The 23,912-nt window shown below is 73.1% G+C and carries 18 protein-coding genes; 12 read left to right on the forward strand and 6 right to left on the reverse strand.

From position 1 onward, the window contains the following. Window positions 1-14: 14 nt before the first annotated feature. Window positions 15-1,049: a helix-turn-helix transcriptional regulator gene (locus tag ACZ4Z1_RS26995; protein ID WP_468489198.1), complete on the reverse strand. Its 1,035-nt coding sequence runs from the start codon at window positions 1,047-1,049 to the stop codon at window positions 15-17. Between the two features lie 134 nt (window positions 1,050-1,183). Here ACZ4Z1_RS26995 and ACZ4Z1_RS27000 point away from each other — a divergent pair, with 134 nt between their 5' ends. From ACZ4Z1_RS27000 to ACZ4Z1_RS27010, 3 genes are all read left to right on the forward strand, one after another. Continuing rightward, entirely contained in the window at window positions 1,184-2,551 is a 1,368-nt protein-coding gene (locus ACZ4Z1_RS27000; protein WP_468489199.1) for an FAD-binding oxidoreductase, read from the forward strand. A 60-nt stretch (window positions 2,552-2,611) separates the two neighbouring features. Beyond that, entirely contained in the window at window positions 2,612-5,500 is a 2,889-nt protein-coding gene (locus ACZ4Z1_RS27005; RefSeq protein ID WP_468489200.1) for an FAD-binding and (Fe-S)-binding domain-containing protein, read from the forward strand. Window positions 5,501-5,726: 226 nt separating this feature from the next. Further along, on the forward strand, window positions 5,727-6,611 hold the full coding sequence (locus tag ACZ4Z1_RS27010; protein WP_468489267.1) for an EamA family transporter: 885 nt from the start codon (window positions 5,727-5,729) through the stop codon (window positions 6,609-6,611). Window positions 6,612-6,645: 34 nt separating this feature from the next. Here the strand turns inward: ACZ4Z1_RS27010 and ACZ4Z1_RS27015 are convergent, their stop codons facing one another. From ACZ4Z1_RS27015 to ACZ4Z1_RS27025, 3 genes are read right to left on the reverse strand one after another with little or no spacing between them, the layout of a single operon-like run. After that, window positions 6,646-7,398: an ATP-binding cassette domain-containing protein gene (locus ACZ4Z1_RS27015; protein ID WP_468489201.1), complete on the reverse strand. Its 753-nt coding sequence runs from the start codon at window positions 7,396-7,398 to the stop codon at window positions 6,646-6,648. Continuing rightward, the gene (locus ACZ4Z1_RS27020; protein ID WP_468489202.1) at window positions 7,395-8,000 is read right to left on the reverse strand and encodes a hypothetical protein; all 606 of its coding nucleotides are present in this window, start codon (window positions 7,998-8,000) and stop codon (window positions 7,395-7,397) included. Before ACZ4Z1_RS27020 ends, ACZ4Z1_RS27015 begins: the two co-directional genes overlap by 4 nt. Next, entirely contained in the window at window positions 7,997-9,229 is a 1,233-nt protein-coding gene (locus ACZ4Z1_RS27025) for a hypothetical protein (RefSeq protein WP_468489203.1), read from the reverse strand. Before ACZ4Z1_RS27025 ends, ACZ4Z1_RS27020 begins: the two co-directional genes overlap by 4 nt. Window positions 9,230-10,382: 1,153 nt before the next feature. On the opposite strand from ACZ4Z1_RS27025, the gene ACZ4Z1_RS27030 reads away from it, so the two are divergent. The 8 genes from ACZ4Z1_RS27030 (at window position 10,383) to ACZ4Z1_RS27065 (ending at window position 20,766) form a co-directional block, all read left to right on the forward strand. Then, window positions 10,383-11,192: a TIGR03084 family metal-binding protein gene (locus tag ACZ4Z1_RS27030; protein WP_468489204.1), complete on the forward strand. Its 810-nt coding sequence runs from the start codon at window positions 10,383-10,385 to the stop codon at window positions 11,190-11,192. Further along, window positions 11,189-12,889 (forward strand): acyclic terpene utilization AtuA family protein, encoded by a 1,701-nt coding sequence (locus tag ACZ4Z1_RS27035; RefSeq protein WP_468489205.1) that lies wholly within the window; start codon window positions 11,189-11,191, stop codon window positions 12,887-12,889. Before ACZ4Z1_RS27030 ends, ACZ4Z1_RS27035 begins: the two co-directional genes overlap by 4 nt. Further along, entirely contained in the window at window positions 12,886-14,484 is a 1,599-nt protein-coding gene (locus tag ACZ4Z1_RS27040; protein WP_468489206.1) for an acyl-CoA carboxylase subunit beta, read from the forward strand. Before ACZ4Z1_RS27035 ends, ACZ4Z1_RS27040 begins: the two co-directional genes overlap by 4 nt. A gap of 7 nt (window positions 14,485-14,491) precedes the next feature. Further along, complete coding sequence (locus ACZ4Z1_RS27045; RefSeq protein ID WP_468489207.1) at window positions 14,492-16,390, forward strand: acetyl/propionyl/methylcrotonyl-CoA carboxylase subunit alpha; 1,899 nt, start codon at window positions 14,492-14,494, stop codon at window positions 16,388-16,390. Continuing rightward, complete coding sequence (locus ACZ4Z1_RS27050; protein WP_468489208.1) at window positions 16,387-17,616, forward strand: acyl-CoA dehydrogenase family protein; 1,230 nt, start codon at window positions 16,387-16,389, stop codon at window positions 17,614-17,616. The genes ACZ4Z1_RS27045 and ACZ4Z1_RS27050 overlap by 4 nt, the downstream gene beginning before the upstream one ends. Before the next feature lie 131 nt (window positions 17,617-17,747). Beyond that, window positions 17,748-19,340, forward strand: a complete 1,593-nt coding sequence (locus ACZ4Z1_RS27055) for a 4-coumarate--CoA ligase family protein (protein ID WP_468489209.1) — start codon at window positions 17,748-17,750, stop codon at window positions 19,338-19,340. After that, a complete protein-coding gene (locus ACZ4Z1_RS27060; protein WP_468489210.1) occupies window positions 19,337-20,140 on the forward strand; it encodes an enoyl-CoA hydratase family protein in 804 nt (267 codons plus the stop codon). The genes ACZ4Z1_RS27055 and ACZ4Z1_RS27060 overlap by 4 nt, the downstream gene beginning before the upstream one ends. After that, window positions 20,128-20,766, forward strand: coding sequence for a TetR/AcrR family transcriptional regulator (locus ACZ4Z1_RS27065; protein ID WP_468489211.1), 639 nt, complete (start codon window positions 20,128-20,130; stop codon window positions 20,764-20,766). The genes ACZ4Z1_RS27060 and ACZ4Z1_RS27065 overlap by 13 nt, the downstream gene beginning before the upstream one ends. Here ACZ4Z1_RS27065 and ACZ4Z1_RS27070 read toward each other — a convergent pair. Next, window positions 20,763-21,734, reverse strand: a complete 972-nt coding sequence (locus tag ACZ4Z1_RS27070) for a helix-turn-helix transcriptional regulator (protein WP_468489212.1) — start codon at window positions 21,732-21,734, stop codon at window positions 20,763-20,765. The genes ACZ4Z1_RS27065 and ACZ4Z1_RS27070 overlap by 4 nt on opposite strands. A 140-nt stretch (window positions 21,735-21,874) precedes the next feature. On the opposite strand from ACZ4Z1_RS27070, the gene ACZ4Z1_RS27075 reads away from it, so the two are divergent. Continuing rightward, complete coding sequence (locus ACZ4Z1_RS27075) at window positions 21,875-22,297, forward strand: VOC family protein (protein ID WP_468489213.1); 423 nt, start codon at window positions 21,875-21,877, stop codon at window positions 22,295-22,297. Here the strand turns inward: ACZ4Z1_RS27075 and ACZ4Z1_RS27080 are convergent. Beyond that, window positions 22,279-23,376, reverse strand: coding sequence for a citrate synthase 2 (locus ACZ4Z1_RS27080; protein WP_468489214.1), 1,098 nt, complete (start codon window positions 23,374-23,376; stop codon window positions 22,279-22,281). The genes ACZ4Z1_RS27075 and ACZ4Z1_RS27080 overlap by 19 nt on opposite strands. Window positions 23,377-23,912: the final 536 nt, after the last annotated feature.

Genomic DNA, 23,912 nt, shown 5'->3' on the forward strand with positions numbered 1-23,912 from the left:
CGAAGCGTAATCCGTCACGGGGCCCGGTCAGGACCGGGGTCCACCGGGTGAGACGGAACGGATGCGGCCGTTCGGCGGGTGTCCGCCGCCGCGGCGTCCGCGTACAGGGCGGTGACCGAGGCGGCGGCCCGCGCGAGCTCCTCCCGGGCCTCCGGCGGTTCCAGGACCTCCAGGGACGTCGCGAACTGGAGCAGCTGGCGGACCGCGCGCAGCTCCTGCAACGCCAGCCGGACCGTCACCCACGTCCCGCCGGTGTCCTGCGGCGGCTCCACCAGCGCCGGTCCGACGATGCGGACGAACAGGTCCAGCCGGGACCGGAGCACCCGGGCCGTCACCCGCAGCCCGGCCGGCCGGGCCTCCACCTGCTGCCGCAGCGCCTCCCACACGTCGGTCAGCTCCACACCGTCGCGGCGCCGGACGGGCGTGTCGAGCACGGTGGCCGCCGCCACCCGGTCGGCCCGGAACAGCTGCGCGCGCCGCCGCCGGTCGGCGACGAGGTACCAGGTCCCGGCCTTGGAGACGAGCCCGTACGGATCGACGGTGTACGTACGGGTGCGCGTCTCGCCGCTGTGCCGGTACCGCAGCCGCAGCCGCCGGTCGGCGAAGACCGCGGTGTGCAGCGTGTCCAGGTCCACGGCCGGCCGGGGTCCGGACCGCCAGCGCCCGGGGTCGACCAGGATGCGGCGGCTGGTCAGCTCGGCGGCGGGCCGGTGCGGCGCGGGCAGTGCGGCCATCACCTTGCGCAGCGCGGACCCGAGCGCGTCGTCCAGTCCGAGCGCGTGGTGTGCCCCCTCGGCGGCCAGCACGAACAGTGCCCGCGCCTCGTCGGTGGTCAGCCCGGTCACGTCCGTACGGAACCCCGGCAGCAGCGCGATCCCGCCGTGCCGCCCCCGCTCCGCGTACACCGGCACCCCGGCCGCCGACAGCGACTCGATGTCGCGGTAGATCGTGCGGACGGACACCTCCAGCCGGGCGGCCAGATCGGCGGCGGGCACCCGGCCGCGCGTCTGGAGGAGCAGCAGGACGGAGAGGAGGCGGTCGGATTTCACGCGGGCCAGTCTTCCGGAAGCGCTGACGGAGAAGCCGGCGGAGGGACCGGTGGAGGAGCCGGCGGAGAGCCTGCCGGAGAAGCCGGCGGAAAACCTGACGGGAGGTGTCAGGTTATGGGGCCAGAGTTCCGGCCATGGACATCACGCACCGCACCGCTCCCGCAGTTTCCGCCACCCCTGCCGCACTGGCCGAACTGGCCGTCCAGGTCGCCGGCGTCATCCTCGTCCCCGGCGACGAGGGGTACGACGCCGAGCGCTCCGGCTTCCAGACCGGGCACCGGCACCGGCCGTCGGTGATCGTCGGCGCGGCGGGGGCGGCCGACGTCCTGGCGGCGGTGCGCTGGGCCCGCGCCGCCGGGCTGCCGGTATCCGTGCAGTCGACCGGCCACGGCCTGGCCGCGGCCACCGACGGCGGGCTGCTGATCAGCACGCGCCGGATGGACGAGGTGCGCGTCGACGCGGAAGCCCGGACCGCGTGGGCCGGGGCGGGCGCGCTGTGGGCCGACGTGATCGAGGAGTCCGCGCCGTACGGGCTGGCGCCGGTGAACGGCTCGTCGCCCGGCGTGGGTGTCGTGGGCTACCTGCTCGGGGGCGGACTGGGCATCCTGGGCCGGGAGTTCGGTTACGCGTCGGACCGGGTGCGGCTGGTGGAAATGGTGACCGCCGACGGTGCGCTGCGCCGGGTCACGCCGGAGCACGACGCCGGCCTCTTCCGGGCGCTGCTCGGCGGCGGGCACGGGCTGGGCGTGGTGACCGGCCTGGAGTTCGGACTGGTGCCGGTGGAGCGGGTGTACGGCGGCCAACTGGTGTTCGGCGCCGACCTGATGGACGAAGCGCTGGCCGCGTACCTGGCCTGGACGGAGGACCTGCCGGACACGCTGACCTCGTCGGTCGGCCTGATCGCGTACCCGGACGTCCCGGCGGTGCCCGGCCACCTGCGCGGGCGCTACCTCGCGCAGATCCGGATCGCGTACACGGGGACGGCGCAGGACGGCGAGCGGCTGGTCGCGCCGTTGCGCGTGGTCGGGCCACGGGTGGCCGACACACTGCACGACATGCCGTACACCGAGTCGCACACCATCCACCGGGACCCGGAGACACCGCACGCCTACGACGGCGACAGCGTCCTGCTCAACGGCCTGGACGCGGCGGAACTGCGCACGGTGACCGCGCTGACCGGGCCGGACGCCCCGCTGATGACCGTGGTCCAGCTCAACCACCTCGGCGGCGCGCTCGCCACCGGCGGCGGCTCCGTCGGCCACCGGGACGCGCGCTACCTGCTGCGCCTGCTGTCGCCGCTGGACGGCACGGACATCGAGGCCGTACGGGCCCTGCACGGGGAGGTGCGTACGGCGCTGGCGTCCCGGGCCGTCGGCCGCAGCGTCAACTTCCTGTTCGGTGATCACGGTGACAAGGCGGCCGACGCGTACGAGGAGGAGACGTACGGGCGGCTGGCCGGCGCCAAGGCGGCGTACGACCCGGAGAACCTGTTCCGGGCGTAGCCGGGCGCAGTGCGCGAAAGCGGGAGGGAGCGCCCCCGGTCGAGTGGGCAGGCTGGGGGCATGGCTGATCGTACGGAGACACGCGGGACGCGGCACGGCACACCGGGCGTGACGCGGGACGGGACGCGGGATTTGGCCCGGGAGCTGGCGGACGCCGTCCGGGGAGAGGTCTCGCTCGCCGCCGGGGACCGGGCGCTGATGACGATGGACGCGTCCAACTACCGGCGGGTGCCCCGGGCCGTGGTCGCGCCGCGGGACGCGGAGGACGTGGCCGCCGTCCTGCGGGTGTGCCGCGAGCGCGGCATGCCGGTGGTGCCGCGCGGCGGCGGGACGAGCATCGCCGGGCAGGCCACCGGAACCGGCGTGGTCCTGGACTTCACCCGGCACCTGCGGCGCATCGTGTCGCTGGACGCCGAGGCCGGCACGGCGGTCGTCCAGCCGGGCGTGGTCCTGGACGACCTGCGGGCGGCGGCCGGCGCGCACGGCCTGACCTTCGGGCCCGACCCGTCCACACACAGCCGCTGCACCCTCGGCGGCATGATCGGCAACAATTCCTGCGGCTCCCACTCGGTGGCCTGGGGCACCACCGCCGACAGCGTGCGCGAGCTGGAGGTGCTGACGTACGGCGGCGAGCGGCTGCGCGCCGGGCGGGGAGCGGCGGCCCTGGACACGCTCCCGCAGCGCCTGCGGGACGGCGTACGGGCCCTGGTGGACGGCGACTTGGCGCTGCTGCGCACCGGCTACCCCGACCTGCCGCGCCGCATCTCCGGTTACGCGCTGGACGCCCTGCTGCCCGAGAAGGGCACCGACCTGGCGCGGGCGCTCACCGGCAGCGAGGGCACCCTCGGCGTGCTGACCGAGGCCACCGTCGGGCTGGTCAGGCCGCCTGCCGCCAAGGTGCTGGCGGTGCTCGGGTACGTGGACGAGAGCGCGGCGGCCGAGGCGGCGCACACGCTGCTGCCGTACCGTCCGCTGACCGTCGAGGGCATGGCGGCCGACCTGGTGGGCAGCGCGGCGGGCCTGCCGAAGGGCGGCGCCTGGCTGTTCGTCGAGATGGGCGGCGAGACCGCGGGGGAGGCCCTTGCCCGCGCCGAGGAACTGTGCCGGGGCGCGGGGTCGGCGACCACCGACCACACGGTGGTGACCGATCCGGCACGGCAGCGCGCCCTGTGGCGGGTGCGCGAGGACGCCTCCGGCACCGCCACCCGGATGCCGGACGGCGCCGAGGCGTGGCCCGGCTGGGAGGACTGCGCGGTGCCGCCCGAGCGGCTCGGCGCCTACCTGCGCGACTTCCGGGCGCTGCTCGCCCAGCACGGCCTGCGCGGCACGCCGTACGGGCACTTCGGCGACGGCTGCATCCACGTCCGTATCGACTTCGACCTGCTGACCGCCCCCGGCATCCGCCGGTTCCGCGCGTTCTCCTGCGACCTGGGCGACCTGGTCGTCGCACACGGCGGGTCGCTCTCCGGCGAGCACGGCGACGGGCAGGCCCGCGCCGAACTGCTGCCCAGGATGTACGGCACCGAACTCGTCGGCCTCTTCGAACGCTTCAAGGACCTGTGGGACCCGGCGGGCGGCCTGAACCCCGGCATGCTCGTCCGGCCGGACCGGATGGACGAGAATCTGCGCTTCGCGCCGCTGCCGGAGCGCCCGGTGGACGTGGCGTTCGGCTACCCGCACGACAGCGGCGACTTCCCGGCGGCCGTACGGCGCTGCGTCGGTGTCGCCAAGTGCCGTGACGCCGCCCCGAGTCCGTCGGCCGTCATGTGCCCGTCGTACCGCGCCACCGGCGAGGAACGGCACTCCACCCGGGGCCGCGCCCGGCTGCTGCACGAGATGCTCGCCGGCGAGGTGATCACCGACGGCTGGCGTTCCGAGGAGGTACGGGACGCGCTGGACCTGTGCCTTTCGTGCAAGGGCTGCCGCAGCGACTGCCCGGTGGGCGTGGACATGGCCACGTACAAGGCCGAGTTCCTGCACCACCACTACGCGGGGCGGCTGCGGCCCGCCGCGCACTACTCGATGGGCCGCCTGCCGCGCTGGCTGCGCACGGCGGCCCCGGTCGCGCCGCTGCTCAACGCCCTGGCCCGGACGCCGCTGGCGGGGGCCGGAAAACGACTCGGCGGGATCGCGCCGCAACGGGCGATCCCGGAACTGGCCACCGAGCCGTTCGTACGGTGGTGGACGAAGCGGGCAGCCTCGGAGCCCCCGGAAGGACCGGCGCTCCTGCTGTGGCCGGACACCTTCACCAACTACCTCGCTCCCGAAGTGGGCCGCGCCGCCGTCCACGTCCTGGAGGCCGCCGGCCTCTCCGTCCGGCTGCCCCCCGTGGGCCGCCGATCGAACCTCTGCTGCGGCCTGACCTACGTATCGACCGGCCAGCTCGGCCAGGCCCGCGCGGTCATGCGCCGTACGGTCGACGCCCTCGACCCGCTGCTGGCGGACGGCACCCCGCTGACCGTCCTCGAACCGAGCTGCGCGGCCGCCCTCCGCACCGACCTGCCCGAACTGCTCTCCGACGACCCGCGCGCCGCACGGGTGGCCGCGTCCGTACGCACCTTCGCGCAGACCCTGGAAGAGCAGGCACCCGCCTGGGAGCCGCCGCGCATCGGCCGCCCGGCCGTCGGCCAGACCCACTGCCACCAGCACGCCGTGCTCGGCGAGGCGGCCGAACAGCGCCTGCGCGCCCGGGCCGGGCTGGAAGGCGGGCTGAGCGGCGGCTGCTGCGGCCTGGCCGGGAACTTCGGTTTCGAACGCGGCCACTACGACGTGTCCGTGGCCTGCGCGGAGGAGCAGCTGCTGCCGTCCGTACGGGAAGCGGAACCCGGGGCCGAGGTGCTCGCGGACGGCTTCTCCTGCCGTACCCAGATCGGTCAGCTCACCGACCGGCGGGCGCGGCACCTGGCGGAGGTGCTGGCCGAGGCGCTGCCGCGGCGGGGCCGAAGGTAGGGAATGCCGCATTCCGCTGCTTGTGCATACAGCGCATAACGCCAGGTGGAAATCCGTATTTCACGGTGCGGGAGGCGGGCCGTAGCGTGGGCGTGTGAACGAGTCGCGCCACGAGCCCAGCAGCCTGCCGTCCGTACCTCCGGTTCCGGAACCGGGCCCGGTTCCCGAGGCGGCCCGGGGCTCCGCGGCGGTCCGGGGGCCCGCGGCGGTCCGGGGCCCCGAAGCGGTGCCGGCCTCGCCCGAGGTACGGGCCGCCGAGAAGGACGCGGCCGCGGGCGGGCACATGGTGTCCGTGGCGCTGGTCATCGGCGGGATCATCTCGCTGCAGTTCGGCGCCTCGGTCGCGGTGCTGCTCTTCCCCCGGGCCGGCGCGCTCGGCGTGGTCACCCTCCGGCTGGTCGTCGCCGCGCTCGTACTGATGGCCGTCTGCCGGCCGAGGATGCGCGGCTACACCCGGGGCGACTGGGCCACGATCCTCGCCTTCGGCGTTGCCCTGGTCGCCATGAACTCGCTCTTCTACGAGGCGATCGACCGCATCCCGCTGGGCGCCGCCGTCACCCTGGAGTTCATGGGCCCGCTGGTCCTCTCGGTGATCACCTCACGACGCGCGCTGAGCCTGCTGTGGGCGGCGCTCGCACTGGGCGGCGTGACCCTGCTCGGCCGGGAGGGCTTCGACGGACTGGACCCGCTCGGCGCCGGGCTGGCACTGTCGGCGGGCACCCTGTGGGCCGCGTACATCCTGCTCTCCTCCCGCACCGGACAGCGCTTCCCGCAGGCGGACGGCCTGGCCCTGGCGATGTCCGTGGCGGCCGTGCTGAGCCTCCCGCTCGGCATCTCCACCGCCGGTACGGCACTCCTCGACCCGGTCACGATCGGGCTGGGCGCCGCCGTCGCCCTGCTGTCCTCGGTCACGCCGTACACCCTCGAACTGCTCGCCCTGCGCAAACTCCCGGCCTCCGGCTTCGCCGTCATGATGAGCCTGGAACCGGCCGCCGGGGCGCTGGCCGGCTTCCTGGTCCTGCACCAGGCGCTGGGCTGGGCGGAGGTGGTGGCGATCGGGCTGGTGGTGTCGGCGAGTGTGGGGGCGGTGCGGAGTACGAGCAGGGGGTAGGACGGCGTTCGCTGAAGCGGTGTCGCGTGACGCGTCACGGTGACGTGCTGCCGCCGATGGCCTCCACGAGGGCGCTGTAGGCGGCCTCGGCGGCGCGTCCGGGCGGGGTGCCGGTCGGGGCGTGGGCGAGGAAGGTGCGGGTGGGCCCGCTGTGGGCGATGCGGCCTTGCACCAGGACGGTGACGTGGTCGGCTTCCTCGGCGAGGTCGGCGACGTCGTGGGTGGACATCAGTACGCGGACACCGGAGCGGGTGACCCGGTTCAACAGGTCGCGGAAGACGCGGCGCTGGCGGGGGTCCATGCCGGCGGTCGGCTCGTCCAGGAGGAGCACGCGGGCGTCGTGGACGAGCGCGCCGGCCACGCCGAGGCGTCGGAGCTGGCCGCCCGACAGCTCCGTCGTCTTCGTGCCGGACCGGTCGCTCAGGCCGACGGCGTCCAGTGCCTGGGCCGCCTTCTCCCAGGCGCGTTTGTTCGACATGCCTTTGAGCCAGCCGCAGTAGGCGACCTGTTCGCGTGCGGTCAGGCCGTGCATCGCGGTGATGGACTGCGGCATCCAGGCGACGGCTCGCCGGTACGGGGTGGTTCCCGCGCGCAGTCCGTCGAGGGACACGGTCCCGCTTTCCGGGCGGGTGACGGAAGCCGCGAGCCGCAGCAGGGTTGACTTGCCCGCCCCGTTGGCGCCGAGCAGCACGGTCAGCCCGTCCGGAAGCCGGTAGGTGAGGCCGTCCAGTACGGCGGAACGACGGCGGCGGTAGCGGTAGGTGCAGTCGGACAGTTCCAGGGTCATGGAGATTTCCGCGTAGGTCGTGCCAGCACGGCCAGGCCGGCGGCGAGGGTCAGCGTGGTGACGGCCAGGGAGGGGACGGATGACGCAGGGTGGCCGACGATCGTCCAGCGGTACAAGGCGCCGTCGGGAGTGAAGCCGAAGAAGACGGCGACGGCCAGCCAGGCGGGCCCGGTCATCACCGCGCCCTGGCCCAGCACGGGCCGCAGGCACAGCATGAGGCCGGCCAAGAAGCAGGTGTCGCGTCCCGCGGCGACGGCCGTCGCCGAATCGGACGCTGCGGCGAGCACCAGGGTGACCGCCACGGTCAGGACGCCGGTGGCGGCGGCCAGCGCCGTATCGGTCAGCCGTACCGGCCGTACCGCGACGGCCTCGGCTTCCGGCAGCCGGTTGTCCAGGCACCACCCCAGAGCCGCCACGACGGGCACAGGAGCGAACAACAGCAGCTGCACGGGTACCGACACGGCGGACAGGAGAGACAGGATCGGGACTGCGGCACCCTGCTGGGTGGCGGCCACCAGCGCTGTGAAGGCGGCCAGCGCCATGTCCAGGGCCCACAGACGGCGGGCTCTGGCCCACCACCACACACCGCACCGGGTCATCACGATCCCGCAGGGCACGCGGCGCGCAGCGTCGCCCGGTACCACGCCGCCTGCTGGTCCTCGGGCAGTTCCCGGGCCTTGAGGTAGGTCTGTTCGGCCCGGTCCCGTACGGCCATTTCGTCGGGCGCGCCCGTGCTGTCGGTGACAATGTCCTTGCGCAGGTCCTGCTGAGTCCCTGTCAGGCCGGTCGCCCACAGTGTCGCGGCCAGCATCCGTGCCGGGTCGGGGCGGGGACACGGAGGAACGACGGCTGCCACGGTGACCGCGTACCGCAGCTGTCCTCCTCGGGCTGCGGCGGTGAGCGGCGGGCGCCAGGTGCGCGCCGTGGAGGGCCGCTCGCCCGCATGGCGCCCCTGGGTGAGATTGTCGCTGACCAGTGCGGGGGTGAGCCTGACCCCCGCGGCGCCGAACGTTCCGATCACCTCGGCCACTTCGCGCCGGGCCGGCTCCAAAGATCCGCTCAGCGTCCGCGGAACGCACACCCGTGGTGCGTGGCCTGAACAGGCCATGGGTGCCTGGTCGGCCAGAAGAGGCGGGGTGTAGCCCCAGTCAGCGGCCATCGCGCAGGCGGTCCCGCTGCCGGCGGCGACCACCGCCAGGGCCAGGACCGTACGCTGGACGGCCCTGCCCAGGCGCGCCCACCCCAGGGCGAGGGCGAGCGCGATGCTGCCGGTCAGCAGGACATGAGGCAGCAGCACCCGGTAGGGGACGGCTTCCCCGAGCATCAGCTTGTTGAAGAACGCGCCGGAGACGTTGCGGAGCCACGGGGGGTCCAGGGTGACGCTGTAACTGACGGCCACCCATACGCCGATGGCCAGCACCGGAGCGGCGATGGCCTTGGGCATCCACTGCCCGGCGGCGAAACCGATCACGGCGTGCGCCAGGCACACCACCATGGCCAGCCACACCGGCCGCAGGCTCAGCTCGCTGGGCCACACCCCGTAGTCCACCAGGGCCACGGTGACCGGAAGGATCACCGTCAGCCAGCCCAGAACAACCACCGGCGACAGCACACCGGCGGCGATCCGGTACCGGCTGCGGGCTGGAGCCAGCCACCGGACGCCCGCTTCCTTCAGCTTGCCGCTCTCCCACGCCGCCAGCGCCGCGACGGCCGCGTAGGCGAAGGCATAGGCCGCGTACAAAGGCGCGGAGACCACCGTGGGGGCGTACCCGTACACCTCGCCCACCGGTTTGCTTGCACCGCCGATGTAGTAAAGAACCGGAATGGCCACGACGAACGGTGCCGCCCACAGCGCGCTACTGGAACGAACCCGGCTCCAAAGCCGCACCCAACCTCCTTTTGCCTGCGGCCGATGGGTGAGTCACCCCGGCCTCGTACGTCATTTCCGCCTTGAACGGACGGAGTGGAGCGCGCCGCCTGAACCCTACCGGTCGGCGTGACCGCAGGGCCCGGGCGGCGACAGGATCACTCCGCGTTCCCTTGCTGAAGTTGCCGGGGAAGGGCTTCGTGCACTGGGTGAACGTCTTCAGGCCGAGCGTCGGGTCCGGATTCCAGCTCACGTCTTCCCGCATCCGGACACCGACGCTCTTCAAGCCCACCGGGTCACATCCTTGAAAGGTGACGGTGATGGAACCCTCGTCATCCCAGTGCCGCGACTCGTTGCCGACCCTCCAGTCCCGGATGGTGCTGCTCCAGCCGCCGCTTCGCTGGTAGTTGCTCGCCCTGTAGCGCGGCTCTTGGGTGCCGCCGCAATTATGAAGTGATCGAACGTCGAACGGGCCAGCCACTCGCGCCAATGCTCTGGAATGTCGACGCGCGAATTGCGCATGCCGAATTCTGCTCGGTCGCGCGCGGCCTGGACAGGCCCCGGTCGACTACTGCGCTGGTGGGCGCGGGTGCAGGTGCCCCGTGCAGTGGGACTGTACTCTGCCTGGGCAGGCTGCCGGGTATCGAAGTGGCGGCGCCTCAGGGGCCGTCGACCTTCGCAGCCGGGGCGGGATCGCCGTCCAGGATTCAAGAAATTCAAGTACCCGCCGTCCGCTGTCTCGATAACTTCTCGGGCGCTCCGATTGCCCCCCTGCAAGACGACGTAACCGCGTTTGATTTAGCATCCTGGCGTATGCGGAAAGGGGAATTGAAGCATGTCGGGCTGTGTTCTTGAATGTGGCTGAATCTCGATCACGCCTGTGGCCGGGAGCGAGATGCGCATGGCTCGGTTGGGGGTGGTGCGACGTTTCCCGGCTCGGCGCCTCGGCCACCTTCCGGCCTGCGGCCCTCCGTTGGGGCCGTCCGTCCGCACCCCCCTTCCAAAAAATCATGCATGCGTGCTTGATTGTTTCCCCCGGCGCTGTCACGCTCGGACCGCACCGCATCAGTCAACGTGCCCTGCCCGTAGGGCAGATGGCCGACGAGGGGAGCGCCGCGTGTCCGACGCCGATACCGTACTGGCGGACCTGAGGGACGAAGGGGACGCGCTCGATGCCCTGGTCGGCGGGCTGGCGCCGGAGCGGTGGGCGCTGGCGACGCCGGCCGAGGGGTGGACCGTCGCCCATCAGATCGGGCACCTGGCCTGGACCGACCGGCAGGCCCTGCTGTCCGCGACAGACCCCGTCGCCTTTCAGGAAGCGGTCCAGCGGGCCCTGGCCGCGCCTGCCACCTTCGTGGACGAGGGCGCGGTGGAGGAAGCGCAGGCGCCGCCCGCCGAGCTGTTGGCGCGCTGGCGGACGGGTCGGGGCGAGTTGTACGAGGCTCTTGCCACGCGGACCGCCGGGGACAAGCTGCCGTGGTTCGGTACGGCGATGAACACCGCTTCCATGGCCACGGGACGGCTGATGGAGACCTGGGCGCACGGCCAGGACATCGCCGACGCGCTCGGGGTGACGCGTGAGCCCACTGTGCGGCTGCGGCACGTGGCTCGGATCGGTGTGCGGGCGCGGGACTTCGCGTTTGCGGCTCACGGACTGGCCGTTCCGGAGGAGGAGTTCAGGGTCGAGCTGCGCGCTCCCGGCGGGGGCACCTGGGCGTACGGCCCGGAGGGTGCTGCGCAGCGGGTGACCGGTGATGCCCTTGGCTTCTGCCTGCTGGTGACCCAGCGTGCTCACCGCGACGACGTGGACGTACGGGCCGAAGGGGCGGACGCCGACCGCTGGCTGGGCATCGCGCAGGCGTTCGCCGGTCCGCCCGGCAAGGGGCGCGAGCCGGGTGGGCGTGGTGGGCGGGAGGGCTCCCTGTGAGCGGCGAGGTGCTGCGTGTCGGTAACGCGTCCGGCTTTTACGGTGATCGCTTCGATGCCGTACGCGAGATGCTCACCGGCGGCCCGCTCGACGTGCTGACCGGTGACTACCTCGCCGAGCTGACCATGCTGATCCTGGGCCGCGACCGGCTCAGGGACCCCGTGCGCGGCTACGCGAAGACCTTCCTGCGGCAGTTGGAGGACGGTCTCGGGCTGGCCGTCGAGCGTGGGGTGCGGGTTGTTGCCAATGCGGGAGGGCTCAATCCGGCCGGGCTGGCCGACGCCGTGCGGGAACTGGCGGAGCGGGTCGGGGTGCCGGTCCGGGTGGCGCATGTGGTGGGTGACGACCTCGTGGACCGGTACGGCGGGCGCGAGGGTGTGCTGACCGCCAACGCCTACCTGGGCGGCGGGGGCATCGCCGCGTGTCTGCGGGCCGGTGCCGACGTGGTCGTGACCGGTCGGGTCACCGACGCCGCCCTGGTCAGCGGGGTGGCGGCGGCCCACTTCGGCTGGGCGCCGACCGATCACGACCGGCTGGCGGGCGCGGTCGTCGCGGGCCACGTCCTGGAGTGCGGCACCCAGGCCACCGGCGGCAACTACTCCTTCTTCGCCGCCCACGACGTGCGCCGCCCCGGCTTCCCGCTCGCCGAGATCGCCGCCGACGGCTCCTCGGTGATCACCAAGCACCCCGGTACGGGCGGCGCGGTGACCACCGGCACGGTCACCGCCCAGCTCCTGTACGAGACGGCCGGCGCGCGCTACGCGGGCCCGGACGTCACCGCCCGGCTGGACACCGTACGGCTGACGCAGGACGGACCGGACCGGGTGCGTATCGACGGCGTACGCGGTGAGGCGCCGCCGCCGACGCTGAAGGTCGGCCTGACCCGTATCGGCGGCTGGCGCAACGCGGTCACGTTCGTGCTGACGGGCCTGGACATCGAGGCCAAGGCCGCGCTCGTCCGGGAGCAGATGGAAACGGCCTTCGACGCGGCGAAGCGCCGTCCGGCGACGGTGGAGTGGTCGCTGGCCCGGACCGATCACGCGGATGCCGCTGTTCAGGAGGAGGCGAGCGCGCTGCTGCGGCTGGTGGTGCGGGACGCCGAGCAGGAGGCGGTGGGCCGGGTGGTCAGCGGGGCCGCCGTCGAACTGGCTCTGGGCAGTGTGCCCGGGTTCCATGTGACGGCGCCGCCGGGCAAGGGCGAGCCGTACGGCGTGTTCGAAGCGGAGTACGTGGCCGGGACGGAGGTGCCGCACCTCGCCGTGCTCCCGGACGGCAGCCGAGTGGAGGTGCCGCCACCTGCTCAGACCCGTGCGTTGACGCCGCTTCCCGAGCCCGCGCTCCCCGAACCCCTCGCGCACGGTGGCCGGACGCGCCGCGCGCCCCTCGGCCTGGTGGCCGGGGCCCGCAGCGGCGACAAGGGGGGCTCGGCGAACGTCGGCGTGTGGGCCCGTACGGACGCGGCCTGGCGCTGGCTGGCGCACGAGCTGACCGAGGAGCGGCTGCGCGCATTGCTCCCGGAGGCCGGAGACCTGCCCGTCACCCGCCATGTGCTGCCCAACCTGCGGTCTCTGAACTTCGTGATCGACGGCCTGCTCGGCGCGGGCGTCGCCGCGCAGGCCCGCTTCGACCCGCAGGCCAAGGCCCTGGGGGAGTGGCTGCGCGCCCGTCACCTGGACATACCGGAGGTGTTGCTGTGACCGTGCTGGGCAGCCGACTGGACCCGGCAGGGCCCGAGTACGCGGCCAACCGCGAGGCGATGCTCGCCAAGCTGACGGAGATCGAGGCCGAGCACGCCAAGGCCATCGGCGGGGGCGGCGAGAAGTACGTCGAGCGGCACCGCAAGCGCGGCAAGCTGCTCGCCCGCGAGCGCATCGAGCTGCTCCTCGACCCCGACACGCCGTTCCTCGAACTGTCGCCGCTGGCCGCCTGGGGCAGCGACTACCCGGTGGGCGCCTCGCTGGTCACCGGCATCGGTGTCATCGAGGGCGTGGAGTGCCTGGTCACCGCCAACGACCCGACCGTACGCGGCGGCGCCTCCAATCCCTGGACGCTGAAGAAGGCCCTGCGCGCCAACGAGATCGCCTTCGCCAACCGGCTGCCCGTCGTGTCGCTGGTGGAGTCGGGCGGCGCGGACCTGCCCAGCCAGAAGGAGATCTTCATTCCGGGCGGCGCGCTGTTCAAGGACATCACCCGGCTGTCCGCCGCCGGCATCCCCACCGTCGCCGTGGTCTTCGGCAACTCGACCGCCGGCGGCGCGTACATCCCCGGCATGTCCGACCACGTGATCATGGTCAAGGAGCGGGCGAAGGTCTTCCTCGGCGGACCGCCGCTGGTCAAGATGGCCACCGGCGAGGAGAGCGACGACGAGTCGCTGGGCGGCGCCGAGATGCACGCCCGTACCTCGGGACTCGCCGACCACTTCGCCGTGGACGAGCCGGACGCGCTGCGGCGGGCCCGCCGCGTCGTCGCCCGTCTGAACTGGCAGAAGGCGCATCCGCATCCGGAGCATGCCGCGCCGCCCGAGTACGACGAGGACGAGCTGCTGGGCATCATTCCCGGCGACCTCAAGACGCCCTTCGACCCGCGCGAGGTCATCGCCCGCATCGTGGACGGCTCGGACTTCGACGAGTTCAAACCGCTGTACGGGCCCTCGCTGACGACCGGGTGGGCCCGGCTGCACGGCTACCCGGTCGGCGTCCTCGCCAACGCCCGGGGCGTGCTGTTCAGTGAGGAGTCGCAGAAGGCGGCGCAGTTCATCCAGCTGGCCAACCAGCGCGACATCCCGCTGGTCTTCCTGCACAACACCACCGGCTACATGGTCGGCAAGGAGTACGAGCAGGGCGGCATCATCAAGCACGGCGCGCAGATGATCAACGCGGTGTCCAATTCGAAGGTTCCGCACCTGTCGGTGTTGATGGGTGCTTCGTACGGTGCCGGGCATTACGGCATGTGCGGCCGCGCCTACGACCCGCGCTTCCTGTTCGCCTGGCCCAGCGCGAAGTCCGCCGTGATGGGCCCGCAGCAGCTCGCGGGGGTGCTGTCGATCGTCGCCCGCGCCTCCGCCACCGCCAAGGGACAGCCGTACGACGACGAGGCGGACGCCGGGCTGCGCGCCATGGTCGAGCAGCAGATCGAGTCCGAGTCGCTGCCGGTGTTCCTGTCCGGGCGCCTGTACGACGACGGCGTCATCGACCCGCGCGACACCCGAACCGTCCTCGGCCTGTGCCTGTCCGCCGTGCACACCGCCCCCGTCGAGGGCGCGCGCGGCGGCTTCGGCGTCTTCCGGATGTGAGGAACCAGTGATCTCTTCCCTCCTCGTCGCCAACCGTGGCGAGATCGCCCGCCGCGTCTTCCGCACCTGCCGGGAGCTGGGCATCACCACGGTGGCCGTGTACTCCGACGCGGACGCCGACGCGCCGCACGTCCGGGAAGCCGACGCCGCCGTCCGCCTCCCGGGCAGCGCCCCCGCCGACACCTATCTGCGCGGCGACCTGATCGTGAAGGCCGCGCAGGCCGCCGGTGCCGACGCCGTCCACCCCGGGTACGGCTTCCTCTCCGAGAACGCCGGTTTCGCCGCCGCCGTCAGCGACGCGGGCCTGACCTGGGTCGGACCGCCGCCCGCCGCCATCGAGGCGATGGCCTCCAAGACGCGCGCCAAGGCACTGATGGCGGCAGCCGGAGTGCCGCTGCTCGCGCCCGTCGACCCGGACCGGGTCACCGACGCCGACCTGCCGCTGCTGGTGAAGGCGGCGGCGGGCGGCGGCGGCCGTGGCATGCGTGTCGTACGGGAACTGGCGGACCTGGCGGGCGAACTGGCGGCGGCGCGGGCCGAGGCCGCCGCGGCCTTCGGGGACGGTGAGGTCTTCGCCGAGCCGTACGTCGTCGGCGGCCGCCACGTCGAGGTGCAGATCCTCGCCGACACGCACGGCACGGTCTGGACACTCGGCACCCGCGACTGCTCCCTCCAGCGCCGCCACCAGAAAGTCGTCGAGGAAGCCCCCGCGCCCGGGCTCTCCGACGGCCTGCGCGCCACCCTGCACACCGCCGCGGCCGACGCCGCCCGCACCATCGGCTACCGCGGCGCGGGCACCGTCGAATTCCTCGTCTCCGCCACCGGCCACGCCCACTTCCTGGAGATGAACACCCGCCTCCAGGTCGAGCACCCGGTCACCGAGGCCGTGTACGGGGTGGATCTGGTGGCCCTCCAGCTGCGGGTGGCCGAGGGCGAGCCGCTGCCCGACGAGCCGCCCGCGCCGCGCGGCCACGCCGTCGAGGCCCGGCTGTACGCGGAGGACCCGGCGGCGGACTGGCAGCCGCAGACCGGGACGCTGCACCACCTCTCCGTGCCCGAGGGCGTCCGCCTCGACTCGGGCATCTCCGACGGCGCCGTCATCGGTGTGCACTACGACCCGATGCTCGCCAAGGTCATCGCCTGGGCGCCGACCCGTCCCGAGGCCGTACGGAAACTGGCGGGCGCGCTGGAACGGGCCCGCGTGCACGGCCCGGTCACCAATCGCGACCTGCTCGTACGGTCCCTGCGCCACCCTGAATTCGCCACCGCGAGCGGCCTGGACACCGGTTTCTACGACCGCAACCTGGACGGGCTGACGGCGGCCCCCGACGCCACGGCCACCGGCCTGTGCGCGCTGGCCGCCGCACTCGCCGACGCCCACGGCCGGTCCCGCTTCGGCGGGTTCCGCAACGTGCCGTCGCAGCCGCAGACCAAGACGTACGCCTGCGGCGGCACCGAGCACGAGATCCGCTACCGCGTCGGCCGCGACGGTCTGCTCACCGAGGACTTTCCCGGCGTACGGCTGCTGTCGGCCGCGACCGGCCGGGTCGTACTGGACGTGGACGGTGTGCGCCGGGAGTTCGCCGTCACCCGGTACGGCGACCAGGTCTTCGTCGACTCCGCCGCGGCCTCCCGCACCCTCACCGCCCGGCCCCGCTTCCCCGACCCCGCCGCCCGCACCGAACCGGGCTCCCTGCTGGCCCCCATGCCCGGCACGGTCGTCCGGGTCGCCGAAGGACTGGCCGAGGGCGACCGCGTCGATGCCGGAGCCCCGCTGCTCTGGCTCGAAGCCATGAAGATGGAACACAAGATCACCGCCCCCGCCTCCGGCACGCTGACCGCCCTGCACGTCAAGGCCGGTCAGCAGGTCGAGGTCGGCACGCCGCTGGCCGTCGTCACCGCATGACGGCGCTCCCCCTCGAAGGAGTACCCGTGAGCACCCCCGTGATCGAGACCGAGGAACACCGCGCCCTCCGCGCGTCCGTCGCCGCGCTCGGCAAGCGCTACGGACGCGAGTACTTCACCCGCGTCGTCGCCGAGGGACAGCACACCGACGAACTCTGGACGGAGGCCGCCGAGCTGGGCTACCTCGGTGTCAACCTCCCCGAGGAGTACGGCGGCGGAGGCGGCGGCATCGCCGAACTCTCCATCGTGCTGGAGGAGCTGGGCGCGGCCGGCTGCCCGCTGCTCATGCTCGTCGTCTCACCCGCCATCTGCGGCACGGTCATCGCCCGCTTCGGCACCGAGGAGCAGAAGCGGACCTGGCTGCCCGGCCTCGCCGACGGCTCCCGCAAGATGGCCTTCGGCATCACCGAGCCGGACGCCGGCTCCAACTCGCACCGCATCACCACCACCGCCCGCCGCGACCCGGCCACCGGCGAGTGGGTCCTCAACGGGCGCAAGGTCTTCATATCGGGCGTGGACATCGCCGAGGCCACTCTCATCGTCGGCCGCACCGAGGACGCCCGTACCGGCAAGCTCAAGGCCTGCCTGTTCATCGTCCCGCGCGACACCCCCGGCTTCGGCCGCCGTCAGATCGCGATGGAACTGGCCGCTCCGGAGAAGCAGTTCGAACTGACGCTGGACGACGTACGGCTGCCGGCGGACGCGCTGGTGGGCGGGGGCACCTCCCACGCCGGAGGCCATGGGGGAGAGGACGCGGGGCTGCTCCAGCTCTTCGCCGGGCTCAACCCCGAGCGCATCATGACCGCCGCGTTCGCCCTCGGTATGGGCCGTTACGCGGTCGGGCGGGCCGTGGACTACGCCCGTACCCGCCAGGTCTGGAAGGAGCCCATCGGCGCCCACCAGGCCGTCGCCCACCCCCTCGCGCAGGTCCACATCGAGCTGGAACTCGCCCGCCTGATGATGCAGAAGGCCGCCCACCTGTACGACGCGGGTGACGACATGGGCGCGGGCGAGGCCGCCAACATGGCCAAGTACGCGGCCGCGGAAGCAGCCGTGAAGGCCGTGGACCAGGCGGTGCACACCCTCGGCGGCAACGGCCTGACCCACGAGTACGGCCTCGCCACACTGATCACCGCTGCCCGCGTCGCACGGATCGCGCCGGTCAGCCGGGAGATGATCCTCAACTACGTCTCCCACCAGAGCCTCGGCCTGCCCAAGTCGTACTGATCCGCGGTGCGCCGCATCGCGGCCGCCGTGCTGACAACCGCACCGGCAGCCGCGATGCTGCACGCACACGGACAGACGCCCGCCCGCGGCCCGGACCGGCCCGGACGAGCGCCGCTGCTGAGGGGATGGCCATGGTCTTTCACAGTCAGTACGCCGATGTCGCGCCGGTGGATCTGCCGATCCACGAAGCCGTACTGGGCCGGTCGGCCACCGAGCACGCCGCGCTGCCCGCCCTGATCGACGGCCAGGACGGCACCACGGTCAGCTACGCCGAACTCGACGGCGCCACCCGCCGGATCGCCGCCGCCCTCGCCGACGCCGGGGTCCGGCCCGGTGACGTACTCGCCCTGCACAGCCCCAACACCATCGCCTACCCGGCCGTCTTCTACGCCGCCTCCCGCTGCGGCGCCGCCGTCACCACCGTCCACCCCCTGTCCACCTCAGGCGAGTTCGCCCAGCAGCTGCGCGACTCCGGCGCCAACTGGATCGTCACCGTCTCCCCGCTGCTGGAGACCGCCCGCAGCGCCGCCGAACAGGCGGGCGGCATCACCGAGGTGTTCGTCTGCGACGGCGCCGTGGGCCACCGCTCCGTCCGCGACATGCTCGCCTCGACCGCGCCCGAACCCGCCGTCCACCTCGACCCCGCCCAGGACGTGGCCGTCCTGCCGTACTCCTCCGGCACCACCGGCACGCCCAAGGGCGTCATGCTCACCCACCGCTCCATCGCCACCAACCTCGTCCAGCTGGACCGGCTGATCAGCAGCGGCCCCGGCGACCGCGTCCTGGCGGTGCTGCCCTTCTTCCACATCTATGGGCTGACCGCCCTGATGAACGCCCCGCTGCGCAACGGCTCCACCGTCGTCGTGCTGCCCCGCTTCGACCTCGAACACTTCCTGCGCACCATCGAGAAGTACCGGGTCGACGCGGTGTACGTGGCCCCGCCCATCGTGCTGGCCCTCGCCAAGCACCCGGCGGTCACCCAGTACGACCTGTCCTCGCTCGACTACGTCGTCAGCGCCGCGGCCCCGCTCGACGCCCGGCTCGCCGGCGCCTGCGCCCGCCGCCTCGGCCTCCCGTACATCATGCAGGCGTACGGCATGACCGAACTCTCGCCCGGCACCCACGCCGTACCGCTCGGCGCCGTCGACCCGCCACCCGGCACGGTCGGCAAACTGCTGCCCGGCACCGAGATGCGCATCCGCTCCACCGACGCCGACAAGGACCTGGGCACCGGCGAGAGCGGCGAGATCCTCATCCGCGGCCCGCAGGTCATGAAGGGCTACCTCGGACGGTCCGCGGAGACCGACGCGATGATCGACGCCGACGGCTGGCTGCACACCGGCGACATCGGCCGGGTGGACGCCGACGGCTGGCTGCACGTCGTCGACCGCGTCAAGGAGCTGATCAAGTACAAGGGCTACCAGGTCGCGCCGGCCGACCTCGAAGCGGTGCTGCTGACCCACGAGGGCATCGCGGACGCCGCGGTCATCGGGGTCACCGACGCGGACGGCAACGAGGTGCCCAAGGCGTACGTCGTACGGCAGCACGGCGAGCAGGGGGCCCGGCTCACCGAGGACGGCGTCATCGCGTACGTTGCCGGGCAGGTCGCCCCGTACAAGAAAGTACGGCGGGTGGAGTTCACGGACGCCGTGCCACGCGCCGCCACCGGCAAGATCCTGCGACGCGAACTGCGCGCCAGGGAAAGGAGTTCCACGGCCTCATGACCGACGCCACGCCGGAAGTCTCGCCGGACGCCCCGCTGGTACGGCACGCCCACGAGCGGGGCGTCACCACCCTCACCCTCGACTCTCCGCACAACCGCAATGCGCTCTCCCGGCGGCTGGTGGGCGAACTGCACGCGGCGCTGGCGGCGGTGGCCTCCAGCGACGACACGCGTGCCGTGCTGCTCACGCACACCGGGACGACGTTCTGTGCGGGCGCGGATCTCTCGGAGGCGACGGAGCAAGCGGCCACGGGAAGCGACACGCCCACCTCCGGCCCCTTGGGCCTCGCCCGCCTCCTGCGCGCCGTCATCGAACTCCCCAAGCCCGTCGTCGCCAAGGTCACCGGCCACGTACGGGCCGGCGGCCTCGGCCTCCTCGGCGCCTGCGACGTGTCCGTGGCGGGCCCCGGCGCCACCTTCGCCTTCACCGAGGCGCGTCTCGGCCTCGCCCCCGCCGTCATCTCCATGCCGCTGCTGCCCCGCATGGACCCGCGCGCCGCCGCCCGCTACTACCTGACCGGCGAGCGCTTCGACGCCGCCGAGGCGGCCCGTACCGGCCTGGTGACGCTGGCCGCCGACGACCCGGACGCCGCCCTGGAACCGGTCCTCGCCGGCCTCCGCAAGGGCTCACCGCAGGGCCTGGCGGCCTCCAAGGCCCTGGTCACCGCGGAGGTCCTGCGCGTCTTCGACCGCGACACGGCGGCCCTCGCCGACACCTCGGCCCGCCTCTTCGCCTCCGACGAGGCCCGGGAGGGCATGACCGCCTTCCTCCAGCGCCGGGAACCGGCATGGGCACGGTGACCTCCTCCCGCGCCGCCAAGGAACCGCAGCAGGAACGCAGCCGCGCCACCCGCCGCGCCCTCCTGGAGGCGGCTGTCTCCTGCCTCGCCGAACGCGGCTGGAGCGGCAGCACCGTCGCGGTCGTCGCGGAACGCGCGGGCGTCTCGCGGGGGGCCGCCCAGCACCACTTCCGCACCCGCGAGGACCTGTTCACGGCCGCTGTCGAACACGTCGCGGAGAAGCGCCAGGTCGCGCTCAAGGCGGTGGCGCACGACCTGCCGCCCACCGGCTCCGCCGCGCGCACCCGCATCGTCGTTGAGGAGATCGTCGGCCTCTACACGGGCCCCCTCTTCCGCGCCGCCCTGCACCTGTGGGTGGCAGCCTCCGACGAGGAGCCGCTCCGCGACCGGGTCACCGCCCTGGAGGCCCGCGTCGGCCGCGAGGCGCACCGTACGGCGGTCGGCCTGCTGGGCGCCGACGAGTCGGTCACCGGCGTCCGCGAGACCGTACAGGGCCTCCTCGACATGTCCCGGGGCCTCGGCCTCGCCACCCTCCTCACCGACGACAAGCCGCGCCGCGACCGTGTGGTGACGCAGTGGGCGCACATCCTGGACACGGTGCTGAACGGGACGGGTGGCGGGGCCTAAGGGGAGGGCTCGGCGGCGTACGTGTCGAGGCGGCCGGCCAGCGCGCTGACGAGGTCGCGCAGCTCCGCGGGGCGCTCGATGACGAAGGGGCGGTCCAGCGCGGCCAGTACGGGAGGAATCCAGTCCAGCCGCTCGGCCCGGATGCGGACGCGTACCCATTCGGGCGTGTCAGCGGAGAGGGCGGCGATCCCGGCCGGAAGGTGCCCGCGAAGGTGCTCGACGCTGCCGCGGACGCGCAGCGACACGTCATGGGTCCACGGCGTGCGGGCGAGATGGCCGAGGACGGTCGCCGCCGGGTCGAAGCCGTCCGGAACATCGAACGAACCGGACAGCACGCTGACGGAAGTGATCCGGTCCAGCCGGAAGATCCGCACCTGCTCGCCGTCCCGGCCGGCAGCGGTCAGGTACCACCGTCCGGAGTGCGCCACGAGACCGTACGGCAGGACCGTACGGGCGCTGTCGCCGCCCTTGCGGTCGGTGTACGCGAACGCCACCGGCCGCCGCCGGCGTACGGCCTCGGCGAGTTCGAGCAGCACCGCCGCCTCCGGCGGGGCGGCGGGACGGGGCCGCTCGGTGAAGTCGGCCGTCTCCAGCAGCGCTTCCAGCCGCCGCCGCAGGGCCACCGGCAGCACCCGCCGCACCTTCGCCGCGGCGCTCTCACCGGCCGCCGCGGAAGCGGCGCCCGGCCCGCCGCGCTGCCCCGCGAGCAGGCCGAGCAGCACGGCCAGGGCCTCCTCGTCGGTGAGCATCAGCGGGGGCATCCGGTAGCCGGGGGCGAGCCGGTAGCCGCCGTAGCGGCCCCGCACCGCATCGACGGGGATGCCGAGGTCCAGCAGGTGGCCGACGTAGCGGCGGACGGTGCGCTCGTCGACGCCGAGGCGGGCGGCCAGCTCGGGCACGGTACGGATGCCGCCGCCCTGAAGGATCTCCAGCAGGGCGAGCACCCGGGCAGTGGTCGAAGTGGTCACCCGGAAAGTCTGCCGCGCATACCGGGCGGAACCTGTCCGGTATCGGCCCTAGCGTGAGCGGAGCCCGCAGATCCGGGCGCATGGCCCTGCGCCACGCATCTCCTCACGCCACGCATGTCCCTACGCCAGAAAGCCGGCTCATGAACCTCGTCTCGCTCCGCATGATCACCGATGATGTCGCCCGTCTCGTCGCGTTCTACGAACGCGTCACCGGCGTCCCGGCGGCCTGGGCGACCCCCGAATTCGCCGAACTGCGCACGCCGTCCTGCACGCTGGCGATCGCGGGCACCCGCACGATGGCCCTGTTCGGCGCGGCAACCGCACGGACAGCCACCGGCCACACGGTGATCATCGAGTTCCGCGTCCCGGACGTGGACGCGGAACACCGGCGTCTGACCACCCTCGGCCGCGCCGTCGTCCAGCAGCCGACGACCATGCCGTGGGGCAACCGCTCCCTGCTCCTGCGGGACCCCGACGGCAACCTGGTCAACCTCTTCACGCCCGTCACCGAGGACGCCGTACGGCGCCAGCAGCGCCCGGCCCCTCACGCGGGCAGCGTGTAGCCCTCCACCGACTCCGGCCCGCGCGGCCCCGGGCCCACGTACGTGGCCGACGGCCGGACCAGGCGGCCCGTGCGCTTCTGCTCCAGGATGTGCGCGCTCCAGCCCGCCGTACGGGCACAGGTGAACATCGACGTGAACATGTGCGCCGGGACCTCCGCGAAGTCCAGCACGATCGCCGCCCAGAACTCCACGTTCGTCGCCAGCACCCGGTCCGGACGCCGGTTGTGCAACTCCTCCAGAGCGGCCTTCTCCAGCGCCTCCGCGACCTCGAAACGCGGCGCGCCCAGCTCCCGGGCGGTGCGCCGCAGCACCCGGGCCCGCGGGTCCTCGGCCCGGTACACCCGGTGGCCGAAGCCCATCAGCCGCTCGCCGCGGTCCAGCGCCTGCTTCACGTACGCGGTCGCGTCCCCCGTCCGCTCGATCTCCTCGATCATGCCGAGGACCCGGGACGGCGCCCCGCCGTGCAGCGGCCCGGACATCGCGCCGACCGCGCCGGACAGCGCGGCGGCCACGTCGGCGCCGGTCGAGGCGATGACACGCGCGGTGAACGTGGACGCGTTCATGCCGTGCTCGGCCGCCGAGGTCCAGTACGCGTCCACCGCCGCGACGTGCTTGGGGTCCGGCTCACCGCGCCAGCGCTTCATGAAGCGCTCGACGATCGTGCCGGCCTTGTCGATCTCCTTCTGCGGCACCATCGGCAGGCCCTGCCCGCGCGCCGACTGCGCGACGTACGACAGGGCCATGACCGCGGCCCGCGCCAGCTCGTCACGGGCGGTCTGCTCGTCCGTGTCCAGCAGCGGCTTCAGGCCCCATACGGGCGCGAGCATGGCCAGCGCGGACTGCACGTCCACCCGGATGTCACCCGAGTGGACCGGGATCGGGAACGGCTCGGCGGGCGGCAGTCCCGGGTTGAACGACCCGTCGACCAGCAGCCCCCACACGTTCCCGAAGGAGACCTTGCCGACCAGGTCCTCGATGTCGACACCGCGGTAGCGCAGCGCGCCGCCTTCCTTGTCCGGTTCGGCGATCTCCGTCTCGAACGCGACGACTCCTTCGAGTCCGGGTACGAAGTCGGACATCAGGCGGCTCCTCAAGATGTGGACGACATGCGGCTCATGACCAAGATGCCGTGCGTTCAAGATCTGTCAGGTCAGGCTGGTCGGGTCGGGCGGTTCGGGCCGGCGGCGCGGTGGCCGTCGTCCGGAGTCCGGCACGGCGGCCGGGCGGCGGACGGCTCGGGTGGACCGCCGGGTCCGAGGGCCGCTCCGGGCATCGGACGGCCGGTCCGGGCCGCCGGTCCGGTTACGCGGCCGCCCCTGCGGCTCGCGGTCCGTACCGGTCACTCCCGTCATGCCCCGCGCGGGCGTTGGTCACCCGACCGGCACCCGTGGCGTCCCGCCCGGAGCACGTCACTTCGATCTCACTTCGATCACTTCAGGGCGGACACGATATCCCGCGCCGACCGTGCGCCACAGTGGCTCGCGGCACGATTCTGGCCGGTCCGGTACGTACCGGGAAGCGTGAGATCCGGCACACCGGACGATTCGCTGAAGGAAGGGTTACGGCACGCTGTCCAAGGGCAGACTTCCCTGCCACCCGGCTGCCCCAACAGGCC

This window comes from Streptomyces sp. NPDC030165 (assembly GCF_055573595.1).

Coding starts and splice junctions, on each gene's coding strand:
- ACZ4Z1_RS27015 (WP_468489201.1), bottom strand. CDS start 7,398: ATGACCCTGGAACTGTCCGACTGCACCTACCGCTACCGCCGCCGTCGT.
- ACZ4Z1_RS27075 (WP_468489213.1), top strand. CDS start 21,875: ATGAACCTCGTCTCGCTCCGCATGATCACCGATGATGTCGCCCGTCTC.
- ACZ4Z1_RS27000 (WP_468489199.1), top strand. CDS start 1,184: ATGGACATCACGCACCGCACCGCTCCCGCAGTTTCCGCCACCCCTGCC.
- ACZ4Z1_RS27005 (WP_468489200.1), top strand. CDS start 2,612: ATGGCTGATCGTACGGAGACACGCGGGACGCGGCACGGCACACCGGGC.
- ACZ4Z1_RS27055 (WP_468489209.1), top strand. CDS start 17,748: ATGGTCTTTCACAGTCAGTACGCCGATGTCGCGCCGGTGGATCTGCCG.
- ACZ4Z1_RS27050 (WP_468489208.1), top strand. CDS start 16,387: ATGACGGCGCTCCCCCTCGAAGGAGTACCCGTGAGCACCCCCGTGATC.
- ACZ4Z1_RS27060 (WP_468489210.1), top strand. CDS start 19,337: ATGACCGACGCCACGCCGGAAGTCTCGCCGGACGCCCCGCTGGTACGG.
- ACZ4Z1_RS27080 (WP_468489214.1), bottom strand. CDS start 23,376: ATGTCCGACTTCGTACCCGGACTCGAAGGAGTCGTCGCGTTCGAGACG.
- ACZ4Z1_RS27065 (WP_468489211.1), top strand. CDS start 20,128: ATGGGCACGGTGACCTCCTCCCGCGCCGCCAAGGAACCGCAGCAGGAA.